The 16908-nt window shown below is 71.6% G+C and carries 11 protein-coding genes and 1 pseudogene; 6 read left to right on the top strand and 6 right to left on the bottom strand.

The annotated features are described in order from the left end of the window. The first annotated feature begins 153 nt into the window (after positions 1 to 153). On the top strand, positions 154 to 2673 hold the full coding sequence (locus tag KSNIM_RS21265; protein ID WP_263104779.1) for an ATP-dependent Clp protease ATP-binding subunit: 2520 nt from the start codon (positions 154 to 156) through the stop codon (positions 2671 to 2673). A gap of 343 nt (positions 2674 to 3016) precedes the next feature. Further along, positions 3017 to 5368, top strand: a complete 2352-nt coding sequence (locus tag KSNIM_RS21260; protein WP_263104778.1) for an immune inhibitor A — start codon at positions 3017 to 3019, stop codon at positions 5366 to 5368. A 110-nt stretch (positions 5369 to 5478) separates the two neighbouring features. On the opposite strand, the gene KSNIM_RS21255 is transcribed toward KSNIM_RS21260, so the two are convergent. Next, positions 5479 to 6588, bottom strand: a complete 1110-nt coding sequence (locus tag KSNIM_RS21255) for a threonine aldolase family protein (protein ID WP_263108052.1) — start codon at positions 6586 to 6588, stop codon at positions 5479 to 5481. A 398-nt stretch (positions 6589 to 6986) separates the two neighbouring features. Here KSNIM_RS21255 and KSNIM_RS21250 point away from each other — a divergent pair, with 398 nt between their 5' ends. Further along, positions 6987 to 7946 carry a M23 family metallopeptidase gene (locus KSNIM_RS21250; RefSeq protein WP_263104777.1) on the top strand — a complete coding sequence of 320 codons (960 nt, stop codon included), beginning with the start codon at positions 6987 to 6989 and terminating at the stop codon, positions 7944 to 7946. Positions 7947 to 7985: 39 nt separating this feature from the next. On the opposite strand, the gene KSNIM_RS21245 is transcribed toward KSNIM_RS21250, so the two are convergent. Continuing rightward, a complete protein-coding gene (locus KSNIM_RS21245; RefSeq protein ID WP_263104776.1) occupies positions 7986 to 8642 on the bottom strand; it encodes a TetR/AcrR family transcriptional regulator in 657 nt (218 codons plus the stop codon). Between the two features lie 219 nt (positions 8643 to 8861). On the opposite strand from KSNIM_RS21245, the gene KSNIM_RS21240 reads away from it, so the two are divergent. Next, complete coding sequence (locus KSNIM_RS21240; protein WP_263104775.1) at positions 8862 to 10442, top strand: MDR family MFS transporter; 1581 nt, start codon at positions 8862 to 8864, stop codon at positions 10440 to 10442. Between the two features lie 65 nt (positions 10443 to 10507). Here KSNIM_RS21240 and KSNIM_RS21235 read toward each other — a convergent pair whose 3' ends face one another. Next, positions 10508 to 11398, bottom strand: coding sequence for an A/G-specific adenine glycosylase (locus KSNIM_RS21235; RefSeq protein WP_263104774.1), 891 nt, complete (start codon positions 11396 to 11398; stop codon positions 10508 to 10510). A gap of 84 nt (positions 11399 to 11482) precedes the next feature. Next, a complete protein-coding gene (locus KSNIM_RS21230) occupies positions 11483 to 12232 on the bottom strand; it encodes a rhomboid family intramembrane serine protease (RefSeq protein WP_263104773.1) in 750 nt (249 codons plus the stop codon). Between the two features lie 157 nt (positions 12233 to 12389). Here KSNIM_RS21230 and KSNIM_RS21225 point away from each other — a divergent pair, with 157 nt between their 5' ends. Beyond that, positions 12390 to 13241: a hypothetical protein gene (locus tag KSNIM_RS21225; RefSeq protein WP_263104772.1), complete on the top strand. Its 852-nt coding sequence runs from the start codon at positions 12390 to 12392 to the stop codon at positions 13239 to 13241. A 352-nt stretch (positions 13242 to 13593) separates the two neighbouring features. Here KSNIM_RS21225 and disA read toward each other — a convergent pair whose 3' ends face one another. After that, entirely contained in the window at positions 13594 to 14652 is a 1059-nt protein-coding gene (disA, locus tag KSNIM_RS21220; protein WP_263108051.1) for a DNA integrity scanning diadenylate cyclase DisA, read from the bottom strand. A 178-nt stretch (positions 14653 to 14830) separates the two neighbouring features. Continuing rightward, entirely contained in the window at positions 14831 to 16363 is a 1533-nt protein-coding gene (gene radA / locus KSNIM_RS21215) for a DNA repair protein RadA (protein WP_263104771.1), read from the bottom strand. A gap of 240 nt (positions 16364 to 16603) precedes the next feature. Between radA and KSNIM_RS21210 the strand changes: the two are divergent. Next, positions 16604 to 16908 (top strand): annotated as a pseudogene (locus KSNIM_RS21210) (sigma-70 family RNA polymerase sigma factor); the annotation flags it as partial.

The raw sequence follows: 16908 nt of genomic DNA, 5'->3' as shown, positions 1-16908 counted from the left end.
TCAGGTTGGGAAAGGTGTCGGCTGGTCGCGCAGCATGATGTCCCCACGCGAGTGGGGTTGTCCGTGGGCCGCGCCGCTGAGCGGGACTAGCATGCGGAAGGACAGGGCGGGGACGGACCCCGAACTGGCCGACCGCTCTGAGGAGCGAAAACGATGTTCGAAAGGTTCACCGACCGCGCGCGGCGGGTTGTCGTCCTGGCTCAGGAAGAAGCCCGGATGCTCAACCACAACTACATCGGCACCGAGCACATCCTCCTGGGTCTGATCCACGAGGGTGAGGGTGTCGCCGCCAAGGCCCTGGAGAGCCTCGGGATCTCGCTCGAGGCGGTCCGGCAGCAGGTCGAGGAGATCATCGGCCAGGGGCAGCAGGCCCCGTCCGGCCACATCCCCTTCACCCCCCGGGCGAAGAAGGTCCTGGAGCTGTCGCTCCGCGAGGCCCTTCAGCTCGGTCACAACTACATCGGCACCGAGCACATCCTGCTCGGCCTGATCCGCGAGGGCGAGGGCGTCGCCGCCCAGGTCCTGGTGAAGCTGGGCGCCGATCTGAACCGGGTCCGGCAGCAGGTCATCCAGCTGCTCTCCGGTTACTCCGGCGGCGGCAAGGAGTCGGCGACCGCCGGCGGCCCCGCCGAGGGCACCCCCTCCACCTCGCTGGTCCTCGACCAGTTCGGCCGCAACCTGACGCAGGCCGCCCGCGAGGCCAAGCTCGACCCGGTGATCGGGCGCGAGAAGGAGATCGAGCGGGTCATGCAGGTGCTGTCCCGCCGCACCAAGAACAACCCCGTGCTGATCGGCGAGCCCGGCGTCGGCAAGACCGCCGTCGTCGAGGGCCTGGCCCAGGCGATCGTCAAGGGCGAGGTCCCCGAGACGCTCAAGGACAAGCAGCTCTACACCCTGGACCTCGGCGCCCTGGTCGCCGGCTCCCGGTACCGCGGTGACTTCGAGGAGCGCCTGAAGAAGGTCCTCAAGGAGATCCGCACCCGCGGCGACATCATCCTGTTCATCGACGAGCTGCACACCCTGGTCGGTGCGGGCGCCGCCGAGGGCGCCATCGACGCCGCCAGCATCCTCAAGCCGATGCTGGCCCGCGGCGAGCTGCAGACCATCGGTGCCACCACGCTCGACGAGTACCGCAAGCACCTGGAGAAGGACGCCGCGCTGGAGCGTCGCTTCCAGCCGATCCAGGTCGCCGAGCCGTCGCTGCCGCACACCATCGAGATCCTCAAGGGCCTGCGCGACCGGTACGAGGCGCACCACCGCGTCTCGATCACCGACGCCGCCCTGGTCGCCGCCGCCACCCTGGCCGACCGGTACATCTCGGACCGCTTCCTGCCGGACAAGGCGATCGACCTGATCGACGAGGCCGGCTCCCGGATGCGCATCCGCCGGATGACCGCGCCGCCGGACCTGCGCGAGTTTGACGAGAAGATCGCCGAGGTCCGCCGCGAGAAGGAGAGCGCGATCGACGCGCAGGACTTCGAGAAGGCCGCCTCGCTGCGCGACGACGAGAAGCAGCTGCTCACCGCGAAGGCCAAGCGGGAGAAGGAGTGGAAGGCCGGCGACATGGACGTCGTCGCCGAGGTGGACGAGGAGCTCATCGCCGAGGTCCTGGCCACCGCCACCGGCATCCCGGTCTTCAAGCTGACCGAGGAGGAGTCCTCCCGCCTGCTGCGCATGGAGGACGAGCTGCACAAGCGCGTCATCGGCCAGAAGGACGCCATCAAGGCGCTCTCGCAGGCCATCCGGCGCACCCGTGCGGGCCTCAAGGACCCGAAGCGCCCCGGCGGTTCGTTCATCTTCGCCGGTCCGTCCGGCGTCGGTAAGACGGAGCTGTCCAAGACGCTGGCGGAGTTCCTCTTCGGCGACGAGGACGCGCTGATCGCGCTCGACATGTCCGAGTTCTCGGAGAAGCACACGGTCTCCCGGCTGTTCGGCTCCCCGCCCGGCTACGTGGGCTACGAGGAGGGCGGCCAGCTGACCGAGAAGGTGCGCCGCAAGCCGTTCTCCGTCGTCCTCTTCGACGAGGTGGAGAAGGCCCACCCGGACATCTTCAACTCGCTGCTGCAGATCCTGGAGGACGGCCGCCTGACCGACTCCCAGGGCCGCGTGGTCGACTTCAAGAACACGGTCATCATCATGACCACCAACCTCGGCACCCGGGACATCTCCAAGGGCTTCAACCTGGGCTTCGCGGCCACGGGCGACACCCAGAGCGGGTACGAGCGGATGAAGGCGAAGGTCAGCGAGGAGCTCAAGCAGCACTTCCGGCCGGAGTTCCTGAACCGCGTCGACGACATCGTGGTCTTCCACCAGCTGTCGGAGGAGGACATCATCCAGATCGTCGACCTCATGATCGCCAAGGTGGACCAGCGCCTGAAGGACCGCGACATGGGCCTGGAGCTCAGCGTCGAGGCCAAGAAGCTGCTGGCGAAGAAGGGCTACGACCCGATCCTGGGCGCCCGCCCGCTGCGCCGGACGATCCAGCGCGAGATCGAGGACCACCTGTCCGAGAAGATCCTCTTCGGCGAGCTGCGCGCCGGCCACATCGTGGTCGTCGGCACCGAGGGCGAGGGCAAGGACGCGAAGTTCACCTTCCGCGGCGAGGAGAAGTCGCCGGTGGCCGACACTCCGGCGGCCGCGGTCTCCACTCCCGGGCCGGACCTGACCAAGTAACCGGTAGTTCGCAAAAGGACTCGGCCCCGACGGAACGTCGGGGCCGAGTCCTTTTCAGTTTTAAAACTGTTTAGACATCCATAACCTGTGATTTTGCCCCGTCGGAGCCGCCCGGCGGGGCAACATGCTGCTCGTGCGCGTGCGATCGATGCCCCAACTGCGGGCCGGGCTTTACTCTTGACTGTCAGTCAGTTGATCACAGCCGCCGGAGGATAGCGTCGTGATCATGCATGGTCAAGGTCTTTCTTTTTGACCGTGGCTTGGATCAAATGTCGTCCACCTGTCTTTCATTGGTTCGCCGGCGGGCCAAGAGCCGTGCCGGCAAGGGGAGGACGTCACCACGTTGAAGATATCCAAGAGGGCCGCTGCGGCCACTGCTGCCATCGCGGTCACGGCCGCGCTCGGCACGGGCCTGCTGCCCGGGACGGCCACCGCCGCCACGCCGGCCCCTGTCTCGCACGACCCTGCCGATGCGCAGGCGCTCAAGGTCGACCACGACCTGCCGGGCCCGCTGACCGCCAAGGTCGAGGCCGAGCAGAAGGCCGCCACCGAGCAGCTCCTGGCGGGCACCGCCAAGATCGAGAAGCACGGCAGCAGCACCTCCGTGAAGCTGGGCCGCGACAAGTACGTCGAGCTCGCCCGTGAGCGCACGGACAAGATCTTCACCATCCTCGTCGACTTCGGCGACCAGGTGGACAACACCACCACCACCCCGGACGGCAAGGTCAAGTACGGCGGCCAGCCCGGCCCGGCGCACAACCTGATCGCCCAGCCCGACCGGTCGAAGGACAACTCGACCGCCTGGCAGGCCGATTACAACCAGGCGCACTACCAGGACATGTACTTCTCGAAGACCGGCGACTCGCTGAAGACCTTCTACGAGAAGCAGTCCTCGGGCCGCTACTCGGTCGACGGCCAGGTCACCGACTGGGTGAAGGTGCCGTGGAACGAGGCCCGTTACGGCTCGGACTACTGCGGCCAGCACGTCTGCAACAACGCGCAGGACCTGATCCGCGACGGCATCAACGCCTGGGTCGCCGACCAGAAGGCCAAGGGCCAGACGGACGCGCAGATCAAGGCCACGATGGCGCAGTACGACCAGTGGGACCGGTACGACTACGACCACGACGGCAACTTCAACGAGCCCGACGGTTACATCGACCACTTCCAGATCGTGCACGCCGGTGAGGACCAGTCCGCCGGCGGCGGCGTCCAGGGCACCGACGCGCTCTGGGCCCACCGCAGCTACGTCTACGGCGCCCAGGCCGGCAAGACCGGCCCGGACAACAACAAGCTCGGCGGCACCCCGGTCGGCACCAGCGGCCTCTGGGTCGGCGACTACACCATGCAGCCCGAGAACGGCGGCCTCGGTGTCTTCGCCCACGAGTACGGCCACGACCTCGGTCTGCCGGACCTCTACGACACCACCGGCAAGGACGACAACTCGGTCGGCTTCTGGTCGCTGATGTCCTCCGGTTCCTGGCTGGGCGACGGCAAGTCGTCGATCGGCGACAAGCCGGGCGACCTCGACGCCTGGAGCAAGCTGCAGCTCGGCTGGCTGAACTACGACAAGGCCAGCGCCAACAAGCTGTCCTTCCACTGGACCGGTCCGGCGGAGTACAACAGCAAGCGCCCGCAGGCCGTGGTGGTCGACCTCCCGAACAAGACGGTCACCACCGAGATCAACACCCCGTTCGCGGGTGCGAACGAGTGGTGGAGCGGCAGCGCGGACGACCTGAACGTCTCGCTGGTGCGTGATGTCGACCTGACCGGCAAGACCTCGGCGACGCTGACCGCCAAGGCCTGGTACGACATCGAGCAGGACTACGACTACGGCTACGCCGAGGTCTCCACCGACGGCGGCGCCCACTGGACCGCCATCGACGGCACCTTCAACGGCACCCCGCTGCAGAAGGACGGCGCCGACGCGCCGGGCCTCACCGGCAACTCGGGCGGCAAGTGGGGCGACCTGTCCTACTCGCTGAACGCCTACGCCGGCAAGGCCGTCAAGGTCCGCTTCCACTACACCACCGACGGCGGCCTGCACATGAAGGGCCTCGCGCTGGACAACATCGCGATCAACGCCGACGGTGCCGCGCTGTTCAGCGACGACGCGGAGCACGGTGACAACGGCTGGACCGCCACCGGCTTCTCGCGGATCACGGGCAAGTTCTCCAAGGACTACGCCCAGCACTACATCGTCGAGAACCGTCAGTACGTGTCCTACGACACCACGCTGAAGACCGGTCCGTACGTGTTCGGTTCCGCGGCCCGCCCGGACTGGGTGGACCACTACCAGAACCAGAACGGCATCCTGATCTGGCTGTGGGACACCTCGCAGTCCGACAACAACGTCACCGACCACCCGGGCTCCGGCCTGATCCTGCCGGTGGACTCGCACCCGACCCCGATCACCTGGGCGGACGGCTCCCTGATGCGCTCGCGCCTCCAGGGCTACGACTCCACCTTCGGGTTCGAGAAGACCGACGGCCTGCAGCTGCACAAGGCCGACGTGCTCACCAAGGTCCCGAGCGCGGCCGGCGTCACCACCTTCAACGACCACACCAAGAAGTACTGGGACGAGAAGACCCCGTACTCCAGCGTGAAGGTGCCGGACACCCACACCGCGATCGACGTGCTGTGGAACAGCTCCAACAAGCTGGAGACCATCCTGATGGTCCGCCCGGCCTTCTGATCGGCACCTACGGGTACTGACGGTTGACACTGCGTCGGCCCGGCTCCTCCGGCGGGAGGAGCCGGGCCGACGTGCGTCCCGGTCCGGGACGGGGGCGTGTGCGGCTGCGCTCAGAGCAGTGCCAGCAGGGCGGCCATCGCCTTGCCGACGTCCTCGGCCGTCCACTCCAGGGCTGCGCTGCCCACCGTCACCTCGGTCATCGCGAGACCGGGCGCCCCGGGCTCGTCCCAGTAGTGGAACAGCGCGATGCCCTGCTCCTCGGCGAGCCGCAGGGTGGCCTCGGTGAGCGCGTCCGCGGTGTGCGGCAGCCAGAGCCGGAACTGGTGGGTGTGCGGCGGCAACGGGTGGACCCGGGCGCCGGGCACCTCGGCCAGCGCCGCGGCGACCGTCCTTGCGTGCGCCACGTACCGTGGCAGGAGCGGGAGTTCACGCTCCAGACCGACGAGCGCGGAGAGCGCCGCGGGCCACTGCTGGAAGAGCTTCCCGCCGTACCGGTGCTGCCACACCCGGGCCTCCCGGACGAAGGCCTCGTCACCTGCCAGCAGGGCGCCGCTGAGGCCGCCCAGCGACTTGTAGCAGGAGACGTACACCGAGTCCGCCAGCGCCGCGATCTCCGGCAGCGGGCGCCCCAGGTGGACGGTCGACTCCCACAGCCGGGCGCCGTCGAGGTGCACCCGGGCACCGAGTTCGCGGGCGGCGGCGACCGTCTCCACCAGCTCGTCCCAGGTGGGCAGGACGAAACCGGCGTCGCGCAGCGGGAGTTCCACCATCAGGGTGCCGAACTGCTCCTCACAGGTGCGCAGTTCGGCGGGGGTGGGCAGTCGCGGCGCGGTGGTCGGCCAGACGGTGTGCAGGCCGGTGAGCCGGGTGACCGCCCGCCGTTCGTGCAGCTCCGGGTGGGCGAGCGGGTGCATCGCCACCATCGGGCTGCCGGTGCGCTCCGCCCAGTACCGCAGTGCCACCTGCTGGGCCATCGTGCCGGTCGGGAAGTACACCGCGGCCTCCCGGCCCAGCAGGGCCGCCACCTTCTGCTCCAGGGCGCGGACCACCCCGTCGCCGTACACGTCGGGCCGCTCGTCGAGGTCGTGCACCTGCTCGGCATCGGCGGCCAGCGAGGCCGTCCGCTCGCGCATGCTGACCGGCCGGCTGCCCGAGAGCAGCCGGCTGCAGGACCGGAATGCGGCGTAGCGCCGCTGCTGGAGTTCCTCGTTCACGCTCAGATCTTCGCCCGGATCGGCGCCCGCCGCCCCGGATGGCGCGAGGAGGACGGGAAGTTGCCGTACGGCTTCTCCTCCGATCCCTCGGGACCGTACGTGACCGGCCGCACCCGCGGCCGGCGGAGGCCGTGACGCGGCTCACGATTGGCGGCCGCGCGGCGGGGTACCGCGGTGGCAGTGGTCACAGGCCCCCGGCCCGGTACGAGGGCGGGTAGTAGCGGGCCGCCCCGGTGCGGCCCGGCACGGCGGGGCCGTCGCCGCGGGCCCGGTGTCCACCACGACGGACCGTCGTAGGTCACACCGTTTGGGTACGTCCCCGGATGCGACTACACCGGAGTGGTCCCCGCCAGGGAGCCGTGCGGCTCCACTGCGCACCGCCCCTTCCGCGAGGTCCAGCCACCATGCCTTCGTTCTCCGACGCCACCCGTCGTATCGTCCGCACGGCCTCCGCCGGCACCGCCGCGGCCCTGCTCAACGCCCGCTCGCTGTCCTCCCGCGCACTGGGCGGCGGCGGGCTGCCGGGCACGTCGACGGGCTCGTTCTCGGGCGTGCGGGCGGCGGCCTCGCCACTGCTGCGGAACCGGGCGAAGGTGGCGTCGGGCGGCGTCGCCGCGCTGGCCCTGGGTGCCCTGCTGCTGCCGGGCCACGCAGCGGCGCAGGCGACCGTCCACCCGACGGTGCCGGGCAGCTCGGTGTTCACCGCCTCCGCCGCCCCGCAGCAGGAGGACCGGGTGGTGCAGGTGGCCGCCCCGAGCACGTACAAGCAGCCGCGCTCCGTTTCCGCGCAGGACTCCGTCGCGGTGGCGCACAACCTCGCCCAGCCCCCGGCCGAGCAGCCCCAGCCCGCCGCCCAGCCGCAGCCCGAGCAGACGCCCGCCGAGCAGGCGCAGCCCGCCCAGCAGGCGCAGCCGCAGCAGGCCCAGCCCGCCCCTGCGCCGGCCCCGGCGCAGCCCGGCTGGTCCTCCCCCGCGCCGGGCGCGCCGACCAGCAACCCGTACCACAAGACCAACCACAGCTACGCGGCCGGCTTCCACACCGGTGTGGACTTCGCCGTCCGCCCGGGCACCCCGCTGGTCGCGGTGGGCGACGCCACCGTGGTGTCGGCCGGCTGGGCCGGCGCGTACGGCAACCAGGTCGTGCTGAAGCTGTCGGACGGTCACTTCGCCCAGTACGCACACATGTCGAAGCTCGGTGTCCACGCGGGCCAGAAGGTGCACGCCGGGGACCGGGTCGGCCTGTCCGGCAACACGGGCAACTCGACCGGCCCGCACCTGCACTTCGAGATCCGCACCGCGAACCGGTACGGCGCCGTGATCGACCCGATCAAGTACCTCTCGGCGCACGGCGCGACCAACTTCTGATCCCGCCCCCTGCGGAGCGGGAGGCCGCCGGGGCGGCCGTCAGCGGGCGGCCGCCCCGGCGGCGTTCGCCGCTCCGCCGGCCGAGATGCCGGACGCTATCTCCAGCGCCAGCTCGACGGCGGCCTCCATGGCCTCCGGGAGGGTGGCCGGCGGGGCCTCGGCGCAGGCGGTTTCGTGCTCGCCGGACCCGTCCGGCTCCCCCTGGTCCTGCTTGAGCAGGAAGAACGCCGAGTTGATCGAGAAGAGCGCCACGGTGGCGCGCAGCCGCTCGCGGAAGGTGGCGTCCGGGCCCTGGATGAGCCCGATCATCGCCAGCATCCGGTCCTTGAACTCGGAGCCGGCCGCGGACTCCCGCAGGGCGGGCTGGTTCTCGTGGAAGAAGCGGAGCAGCGGCGCGCGGTCGGCCATGCCGGCGGCGAAGCGCCGGACCAGTTCGTCGCGGACTTCCGGGGACCAGGCCCGGTCGCGGCCCCAGGTGATCGCCTCGTCTATCGGGGCGGCCATGGACTCGACGATGCCGTGGACGATGTCGTCCTTGGTCTTGAAGTGGTAGTACAGCGCGGCCTTGGTCACACCGAGGCGGTCGGCGATCTCGCGCAGCGAGGTCTTCTCGTACCCCTGTGAGGCGAAGAGTTCCAGGGCCACCTCGATGATGCGCGCTCGGGTGTCGCTGCGGGGGCTCTGGGTCGTACTCATCGGTCGGTGGCCTGCCTCGTGGCTCTGTCGGGGTGGCGGTCCGCACCGATCTCGGCGCGTCCCCGGAGTTCATTCTCCCTGCCCGGGGGCGGTCCGCCGAAACCGGCTTGACGCCCGGCTGGGGGACAACCTACCGTGCCACGCGGCCGGACAACTAGCCGGTCGACAAGTAAGTAGGTCGCGCACCACGCGGCCGAGCCGCTCCCGGGGAGAGTCTCGATGTCACACCAGCAGGTAGAAAAAGCTGCGGACGGTCCCGCAGCCGACGCCGCGGGGGCGTCCGACGTCCTCCCGCGCTCGCCGCGCGAGATCCGGCTGGTGATGATCGGCCTCGTCGTCGCGATGCTGCTCGCCATGCTCGACAACCTGATCGTCGGCACCGCGATGCCCACCATCGTCGGCGAGCTCGGCGGCGCCGAGCACCTGTCGTGGGTGGTCACCGCCTACACGCTGGCGACCGCGGCCTCCACCCCCGTCTGGGGCAAGCTCGGCGACATGTTCGGCCGCAAGGGCACCTTCGTCCTGTCGATCGCGATCTTCCTGGCGGGTTCGGCGCTCTCCGGCCTGTCCGGCTCGATGGGCCAGCTGATCGCCTTCCGCGCCGTGCAGGGCCTCGGCGCCGGCGGCCTGATGGTCGGCGTGATGTCGATCATGGGCGCGCTCGTCCCGCCGCGTGACCGCGGCAAGTACCAGGGCATGTTCGCCGCGGTGATGGCGCTCGCCACCATCGGCGGCCCGCTGATCGGCGGCTTCATCACCGACCACCTGAGCTGGCGCTGGACGTTCTACATCAACCTGCCGCTCGGCGTGCTCGCGCTGGCCTTCATCGTGATCACCCTGAAGCTGCCCAGCGTCCGGTCCACCGCCCGGATCGACTACCTGGGCGCGCTGCTGCTGACCGTCGGCATCACCTCGCTGGTCCTGGTCACCACCTGGGGCGGGTCGGAGTACGCCTGGGGCTCCAAGCAGATCCTGGGTCTCGGCGCGCTGGCCGTCGCCTCGCTGATCGGTTTCTGCTACGTGGAGCAGCGCGTCGAGGAGCCGATGCTGCCGCTGACGCTCTTCAAGAACCGCAACTTCACCCTGGTCTCGGTGATCGGCTTCATCGTCGGTTTCGCGATGTTCGGGGCGGTGACCTTCCTGCCGCTCTACCAGCAGACGGTGCAGGGCGCCTCGGCGACCAACTCCGGCCTGCTGCTGATGCCGATGATGTTCGGCATGCTGGTCATCTCGCTGGTGGTCGGCCAGGCCATCACCAAGACCGGCAAGTACCGCATCTACCCGATCATCGGCACCGCGGTGATGGCGGGCGGCTCGCTGCTGCTCTCCACCCTCGGCACCGACACCAGCCGGTTCACCTCGGCCTGCTGGATGGTCGTGCTGGGCGCCGGCATGGGCTTCCTGATGCAGGTGACCATGCTGGTGGCGCAGAACAGCGTCGAGCTCAAGGACATGGGCGTGGCCTCCTCCACCGCCACGCTGTTCCGCACCATCGGCGGTTCGATCGGTGTGGCGCTGTTCGGCGCGCTCTTCAACCACCAGGTCACCGAGACCATGAAGGAGCGGCTCGGCGGCGCGAAGATCGGCAACCTCGGCCAGATGGGCCCCGCGGCGCTGCGCAAAATGGGCCCTGCCCAGCAGGACGCCTACCACCACGCCGTCGCCAACGGCATGCACACCGTCTTCCTGTGGGGCGCCGTGATCAGCCTGGTCGCGGTCGCCGCGGCGGTCTTCCTGCGCGAGGTGCCGCTGCGCGGCGGTGCGGCGCAGAAGCCCGAGACACAGCTCGAAGCGGTCTGATCCCCGTACGACGGACAGGGCCCGCCCGGCACGTGCCGGGCGGGCCCTGTCCGTTTCCGGGCCGGTCAGCCCGGCAGCCGGTAGACGCCCTGCGCGACGGGTTCGACCAGGCCGTCGGCGACCAGCCCGTCCAGGGCCCGGGCCCGCTGCACGGCGTCCGGCCAGACGGCGTCCAGCCGGGCCTGCGGCACCTCGCCGTGCGCCTCGCGCAGCACGGCGAGCAACTTGCCGCGGACCTGGCGGTCGGTGCCCTCGTAGGTCTGCCCTCGGCGGGCCGGGCCCTCGTACGGCGGGCGGCCGGCCTTCTGCCAGGCGCAGTCGGCGAACAGCGGGCAGTCGGCGCACTCGGGGCCGCGTGCGGTGCAGACCAGCGCGCCGAGCTCCATCACGGCGACGGCCCAGGTCGCCGCCCGGTCGTCGTCCTCGGGCAGGTACGCGGTCGCGGTGCGGCGTTCGGCGGCGGTGGTCGCCTGCGCCGGGTACTCCACGCCGGTCACCGCCCGGGCGAACACCCGGCGGACGTTGGTGTCCAGCACCACGTGCCGCTGCCGGAAGGCGAAGGAGGCGACCGCGGCCGCGGTGTACTCGCCGACGCCGGGCAGCGCCAGCAGCGCCGCATGGTCCTCCGGCACCCGCCCGCCGTGCTGCTCGGTGATGGCCACCGCGGCGCCGTGCAGCCGCAGCGCACGCCGCGGGTAGCCGAGCCTGCCCCACATCCGGACGGCCTCGCCCGGGGCGTCGGCGGCCAGGTCGGCCGGGGTGGGCCAGCGCTCCAGCCAGGCCGCGTAGGCGGGCAGCACCCGCTTCACCGGGGTCTGCTGGAGCATGAACTCGCTGACCATCACCGCCCAGGGCGTGGCGGTCGAGTCCCGCCAGGGCAGGTCGCGGGCGTTGGCCTCGTACCAGCCGATGACGGCGGAGTGCAGCCGGGAGGGAGTGGCATTGATGGCAACCATGGCACTCCCGATCCTCCCACGCCGCCGAGGGCGGCCGGACCGGGTCGGCCGGGCCCGGCAGGCCGACGGCAGGGGGCGCGACCGTCAGAGGCCGAGGTCGTCCAACTCCTTGAGCAGTGCGGCCCGGGGGCTCTCCGGCAGGTTGCCGGGGGCGCCGGCGATGCCCCGGGCGGGCACCGTTCGGACGGCCCCCTGATCGGCGCCGGTGCCCCGGGCGACCCCGGCGGCCCGGTCGGTACGGGTGCCGCGCCCGCGCAACAGCCAGGCGCCGAGCAGGCCGCCGACGAGTCCGCCGAGGTGCCCCAGCCAGCTCACGCCCGGTGTGCCCGGCACGGCGGTGGTGAGGATGTAGGCGAACGAGGCTGCCATCACCAGACCGACCAGGCTGTCGATGAGGTTCCGGTCGATCAGGCCGCGCAGCACCACGTAGCCGAAGTAGCCGTAGATCAGCCCGCTGGCGCCGACCGTCACCACCTGCTCGCGTTCGAAGAGCCAGACGGCGACGCCGCTGGTCAGCGCCACCAGCAGGGTCAGCCCGAGGAACTTCTTCACCCCGCGGTACGCCGCGAGGAAGCCGAAGACGAACAGCGGGCCCGAATTGCTCTCCACGTGCTGCCAGTTCACGTGCAGCAGCGGGGCGGCGAGCACGTCCGGCAGCCGTTCGAGCCGGTGCGAGCGGATGCCGAAGTCGAGGGTGAGCGCGTAGTCGCCGAGCCAGTTGGCCAGTTGCAGGGCCCACACCGTGCAGAGGAAGGCGAACATCACGAAGAACGCGCGCCGCGCCTCGGCGACGGTTCGGGCCGGGTCGGGTTCGGTGCGCTGCTCGGTCGCCATGCCGTGACTATAGGGCGCAGCGGGGGGCCGGCACAGGCCTGGGAAATGCCCTGAACGGTCTCGCCCGTCCGGAGCAAATGGCGGATCATGTGAAGGAAGTGATCCCCGTACAGTGTTGATGCATCAACGGGTGCACACAGTCTCGTAGAGTTTGCGCGTGCCCTCTCTGCGTCAACCCGTGGGACCGTTGCCCGCCTCGATCTACTGGCGACGGCGTCTTGTCGTGCTCGCCGCGCTGGCCGTCGTCGCGGCGCTGGTGGTCTGGCTGCTCGCCGGATCGGGCGACGGCGGGCAGGGGCAGAAGAAGACCGCTCAGGCAGCCCCCGCCCAGTCGATCACTCCCGGCGCCAGCCCGTCCGGCTCGGCCATCACCTCGCGCCCCGGCGGCACCGGCGGTTCGACCGGCGGCACGGCGACCGGCGGCACCGGCTCCTCCGGCGGGGACGTCAGCCTCTCCACCGGCGGTACGGGCGGCGGCAGTTCGGACGGCACCGGCAGCACCGCAGGCGGCACCGACGGCTCCGCGGCCGGCGGCACCGGCAGCGCCGGCGGCACGGGCGGCGGCCAGCCGCCGACCAACACCGCCGAGGTGATGGCCCTGCCCGCCTGCTCGACCTCCCAGGTCTCGCTGGAGCTGGCGAGCGGCCTCAACTCGTACACCACCAAGGTCAAGCCGAGGTTCTCGCTGACCGTCCGCAACACCTCGGGCGCCGGCTGCCGGGTGGACCTCGGCCGTGCGGCCTCGACGCTGACCGTCACCGCCAGCAGCGGAGAGCGGGTCTGGTCCTCCGGCGACTGCCCGGCGAACCGGCAGGCGACCTGGGTGCAGCTGGCCGCCGGCGCCGGGCTGACCGAGAACTTCACCTGGAACCGCAACCGCAGCAAGCCGCAGTGCGCGTCCGCCGACGGCACGCCGGCCGGCGCGGGCAACTACCTCGTCCAGGCCGACCTGACCGGCCCGTCCGGCGGCCCGGTCTCGGCCCGGACGTCCATCCGCCTGGAGGACTGACCCCGGCGCAAGCCCAGGGACGGCCCGCCCCCGGCACCTCGGGGGCGGGCCGTTCTGCCTGTGCGGAGCGGCCGCTGCGGCGGTTTTCGGCCAGGGCGGCACCGGGCGGTGTGACGGGCGCGTGTCGGCCGTCCGACGCGGCGTCACGGGCGGGTTTCGACAGCGGCGGTGTGTACCGGTACGTCCCGGTTCGCCGCCCCGAATGCTGCCCGCTCGTGTGAAGCGTGTGCGGTGTCGGGAAAGCCTCTTTGTCGCGAACCTGCCGAACGGGCAGAGTGGTGGCAGCAGCCGGCCCGTCCGCCCCACCGGACGGGCCGGTGGTGCTCCCGGCCCCGGAGCGGGCCGCCGGGTGTCAGACGTAGCGCTCGAGGATCGACGACTCGGCGAGGCGGGACAGCCCCTCGCGCACCGAGCGGGCCCGGGTCTCGCCGACGCCCTCGACCGTCTGCAGGTCGTCGATGCTGGCGGCCAGCAGCTTCTGCAGGCCGCCGAAGTGCTCCACCAGGCGCTCGATCACGGTGTTCGGCAGGCGGGGCACCTTGGCGAGCAGCCGGTAGCCGCGCGGTGAGACCGCCGAGTCCAGCGCCTCCAGCGAGCCCGAGTAGCCGAGCGCCTTGACCACCGTCTGCAGGTCGAGCAGCTCGGCGTGGGTGAGCGCCTCCAGGTCGGCGAGCACCTCGGTGACCGTCCGGCCCTTCTTGGCGGCCCGCTCGGGGAAGTAGTCCCGGGCGACGAGCTCGCGCTCCGGCTCCACGCCGGCGATCAGCTCGTCCAGCTGCAGCGAGAGCAGCCGGCCGTCGGTGCCGAGCTCCAGCACGTAGCCGGCGATCTCGGCGGCGATCAGGCGGACCATCTCCAGCCGCTGGACGACGGCGGCCACGTCGCGGACGGTGACCAGGTCCTCGATCTCCAGCGCGGAGAGCGTGCCGGCGACCTCGTCCAGCCGGAGCTTGTACCGCTCCAGGGTGGCGAGCGCCTGGTTGGCGCGGGAGAGGACGGTGGTGGAGTCCTCCAGCACCCGGCGGGAGCCGTTGACGTACATCGCGATCAGCCGCATCGAGTGCGAGACGGCGACCACCGGGAAACCGGTCTGCCGGTTCACCCGCTCGGCGGTGCGGTGGCGGGTGCCGGTCTCGTCGGTCGGAATGGCGGAGTCCGGCATCAGGTGCACACCGGCCCGGACGATCTTGGTGATGTCCTTGTCCAGGATCACCGCGCCGTCGAGCTTGCAGAGCTCGCGCAGCCGGGTGGCGGTGAACTCGACGTCCAGCACGAAACCGCCGGTGCAGAGCGACTCCACGCTCTTGTCGAAGCCGAGCACGATGAGCCCGCCGGTGTTGGCCCGCAGCACGCGCTCCAGGCCGTCCCGCAGCGCCGTGCCGGGCGCAATCGCACTGAGGGAAGCCCGCAGCAGGGCCTCCTCGCGGGGGGACCTGTCCGCCCGGTCGCTGGCTGCCACGTGACTCCTCCGGTCGAGCCGGACCGCGTGGCGCGGCGCCCGACGGTCTCTCGCTTATTACTGCACCGATTACCGATTGCCCATTAGACAGGGCAAAGTCTAACTGCGTGCGGCAATAGCGGGGCCGGAGTCAGCCGAGTTCGTCCGCGCCGACCGGCTCCCAGCCGTCCATCAGCTCCTCCGGGTGGGCCGGGACGTAGGCCTGCAGGGCCGCCCGGGCAGGGTCGCCGGCGCTGCCCCGGGGGGCGGCGGCCGGCGGCGCGGACTGCTCCTGACGGGGCCGCGCGGCACGGCGGCGGCCCGGGATCGCCCGCAGCGCCTCGCCGATGTCCGAGACCTCCACCACCTTCATCCCCGGCGGCACCTTGCCCGGGTCCGGCGGGACGAGCGCATGTGTGAAGCCCAGCCGGTGGGCCTCGGCCAGCCGGCGCTGCACACCCGTCACCCGGCGCACCTCGCCCGCCAGCCCGACCTCGCCGATGGCGACCAGGTTGCTCGGCAGCGGGGTGTCGGAGGAGGAGCTGGCCACCGCCAGGGCGATGGCGAGGTCCGCGGAGGGTTCGGTGAGCTTCACGCCGCCGACCGTCGCGGTGTAGATGTCCTGCTTGCCCAACTTCACCCCGCCGTGGCGCTCGACCACCGCCAGGATCATCGCGATGCGGGGCGACTCCAGGCCGGAGGTCGTCCGGCGCGGCGAGGGGATCTGCGAATCCACCATCAGCGCCTGCACCTCGGCGACCAGCGGGCGGCGGCCCTCCAGGGTGACGGTCAGGCAGGTGCCCGGCACCGGCTTGTCACGCCTGGTCAGGAAGAGCCCGGACGGATCGGCCAGACCGGCGATCCCCTCGTCGTGCAGCTCGAAGCAGCCGACCTCGTCGGTCGCCCCGTAGCGGTTCTTGACCCCGCGGATGATCCGCAGCCGGGCGTGCCGGTCGCCCTCGAAGCTCAGCACCACGTCGACCAGGTGCTCCAGCAGGCGCGGGCCGGCGATCTGGCCGTCCTTGGTGACGTGGCCGACCAGCAGGGTGGCCATGCCGCGATCCTTGGAGGCCCTGATCAGCGCGTTCGCCACCTCGCGGACCTGGGCCGGGCCGCCGGGCGCGCCGTCCAGCTCGGCGGAGGCGATGGTCTGCACCGAGTCGAGGATCAGCAGCCCCGGGTTCACCGCCTCGATGTGGCCGAGCACCGCCCCGAGGTCCGACTCGGCGGCCAGGTAGAGGTGCTCGGAGAGGGCGTTGATCCGGTCGGCGCGCAGCCGGACCTGGCCGGCGGACTCCTCGCCGGTGACGTACAGGGTACGGTGCCGCTCGCTCGCCGCCTTGGCGGCCACGTCCAGCAGCAGGGTGGACTTGCCGACGCCGGGCTCGCCGGCGAGCAGCACCACGGCGCCGGGCACCAGGCCGCCGCCGAGCACCCGGTCCAGCTCCGGCACGCCGGTGGTGCGGGCCGTCGCCACCTGGCCGTCGACCTGGCCGATCGGCTTCGCCGGGGAGCTGACCGGGCCGGCCGCGGTCGTCCGCAGCGGGACGGCGCCGTACTCCTCGACCGTGCCCCAGGAGTTGCACTCCGGGCAGCGGCCCACCCACTTGGGGAGCTGGTTGCCGCACTCGGTGCAGCGGTACGCCGGGCGCGGCTTGGCGGTGGTCTTGGTGCGGGCTGCCATGCGGCCAACCGTAGCCGGTGGGTCCGACAACGCGGGCCGGTCCGCGCGCTCCGGCCCGGCCGGGGTCGCTCCGCAGCCCCGCGGACCGCCCCTCGTCGCCCGGGGGGGGCATGGGGCGTCCGGGCGGCGCGCGGGGCCGGTGCGCGCGGGGTCACGGGTCGACCGGTGCTGTTACCCGAAAGAAGTACAAGCGCCGGGAAACCACCGGACCGGGCGAATTCCGTCCCTACCGTCGGAGCCGTGACGAGCTTGCTTGAGAGCCCGGTGGCCACCGCCGGGGCACCGGTCCTGCACGCCTACGGGCAGCACGTGGACGGCCTGTTCACCTACTGCCTCTCCGTCCTGTGCGAGCACGACGCCGCCGTGGCCGCCGTCGCGGAGGTCCGCGACCTGGCGCTGCGGCACGGCGCCCGGCTCGCCGACCCGGCACTCCGCCGGGCCTGGCTGTACGCCCTGGCCCGGCACTGCTGCCTGCGCCGTCTGGAGTCCGGGGCCGACGCCGCCTTCGCCGGCGCCCCCGTGCGCGCGCCCGCCCCGCCGGACGG

Source organism: Kitasatospora sp. DSM 101779 (assembly GCF_025655475.1).
Taxonomy (GTDB): domain Bacteria; phylum Actinomycetota; class Actinomycetes; order Streptomycetales; family Streptomycetaceae; genus Kitasatospora.
Note: the sequence above shows the minus strand (reverse complement) of the source record. Positions and strands in the feature narration are given on the sequence as shown.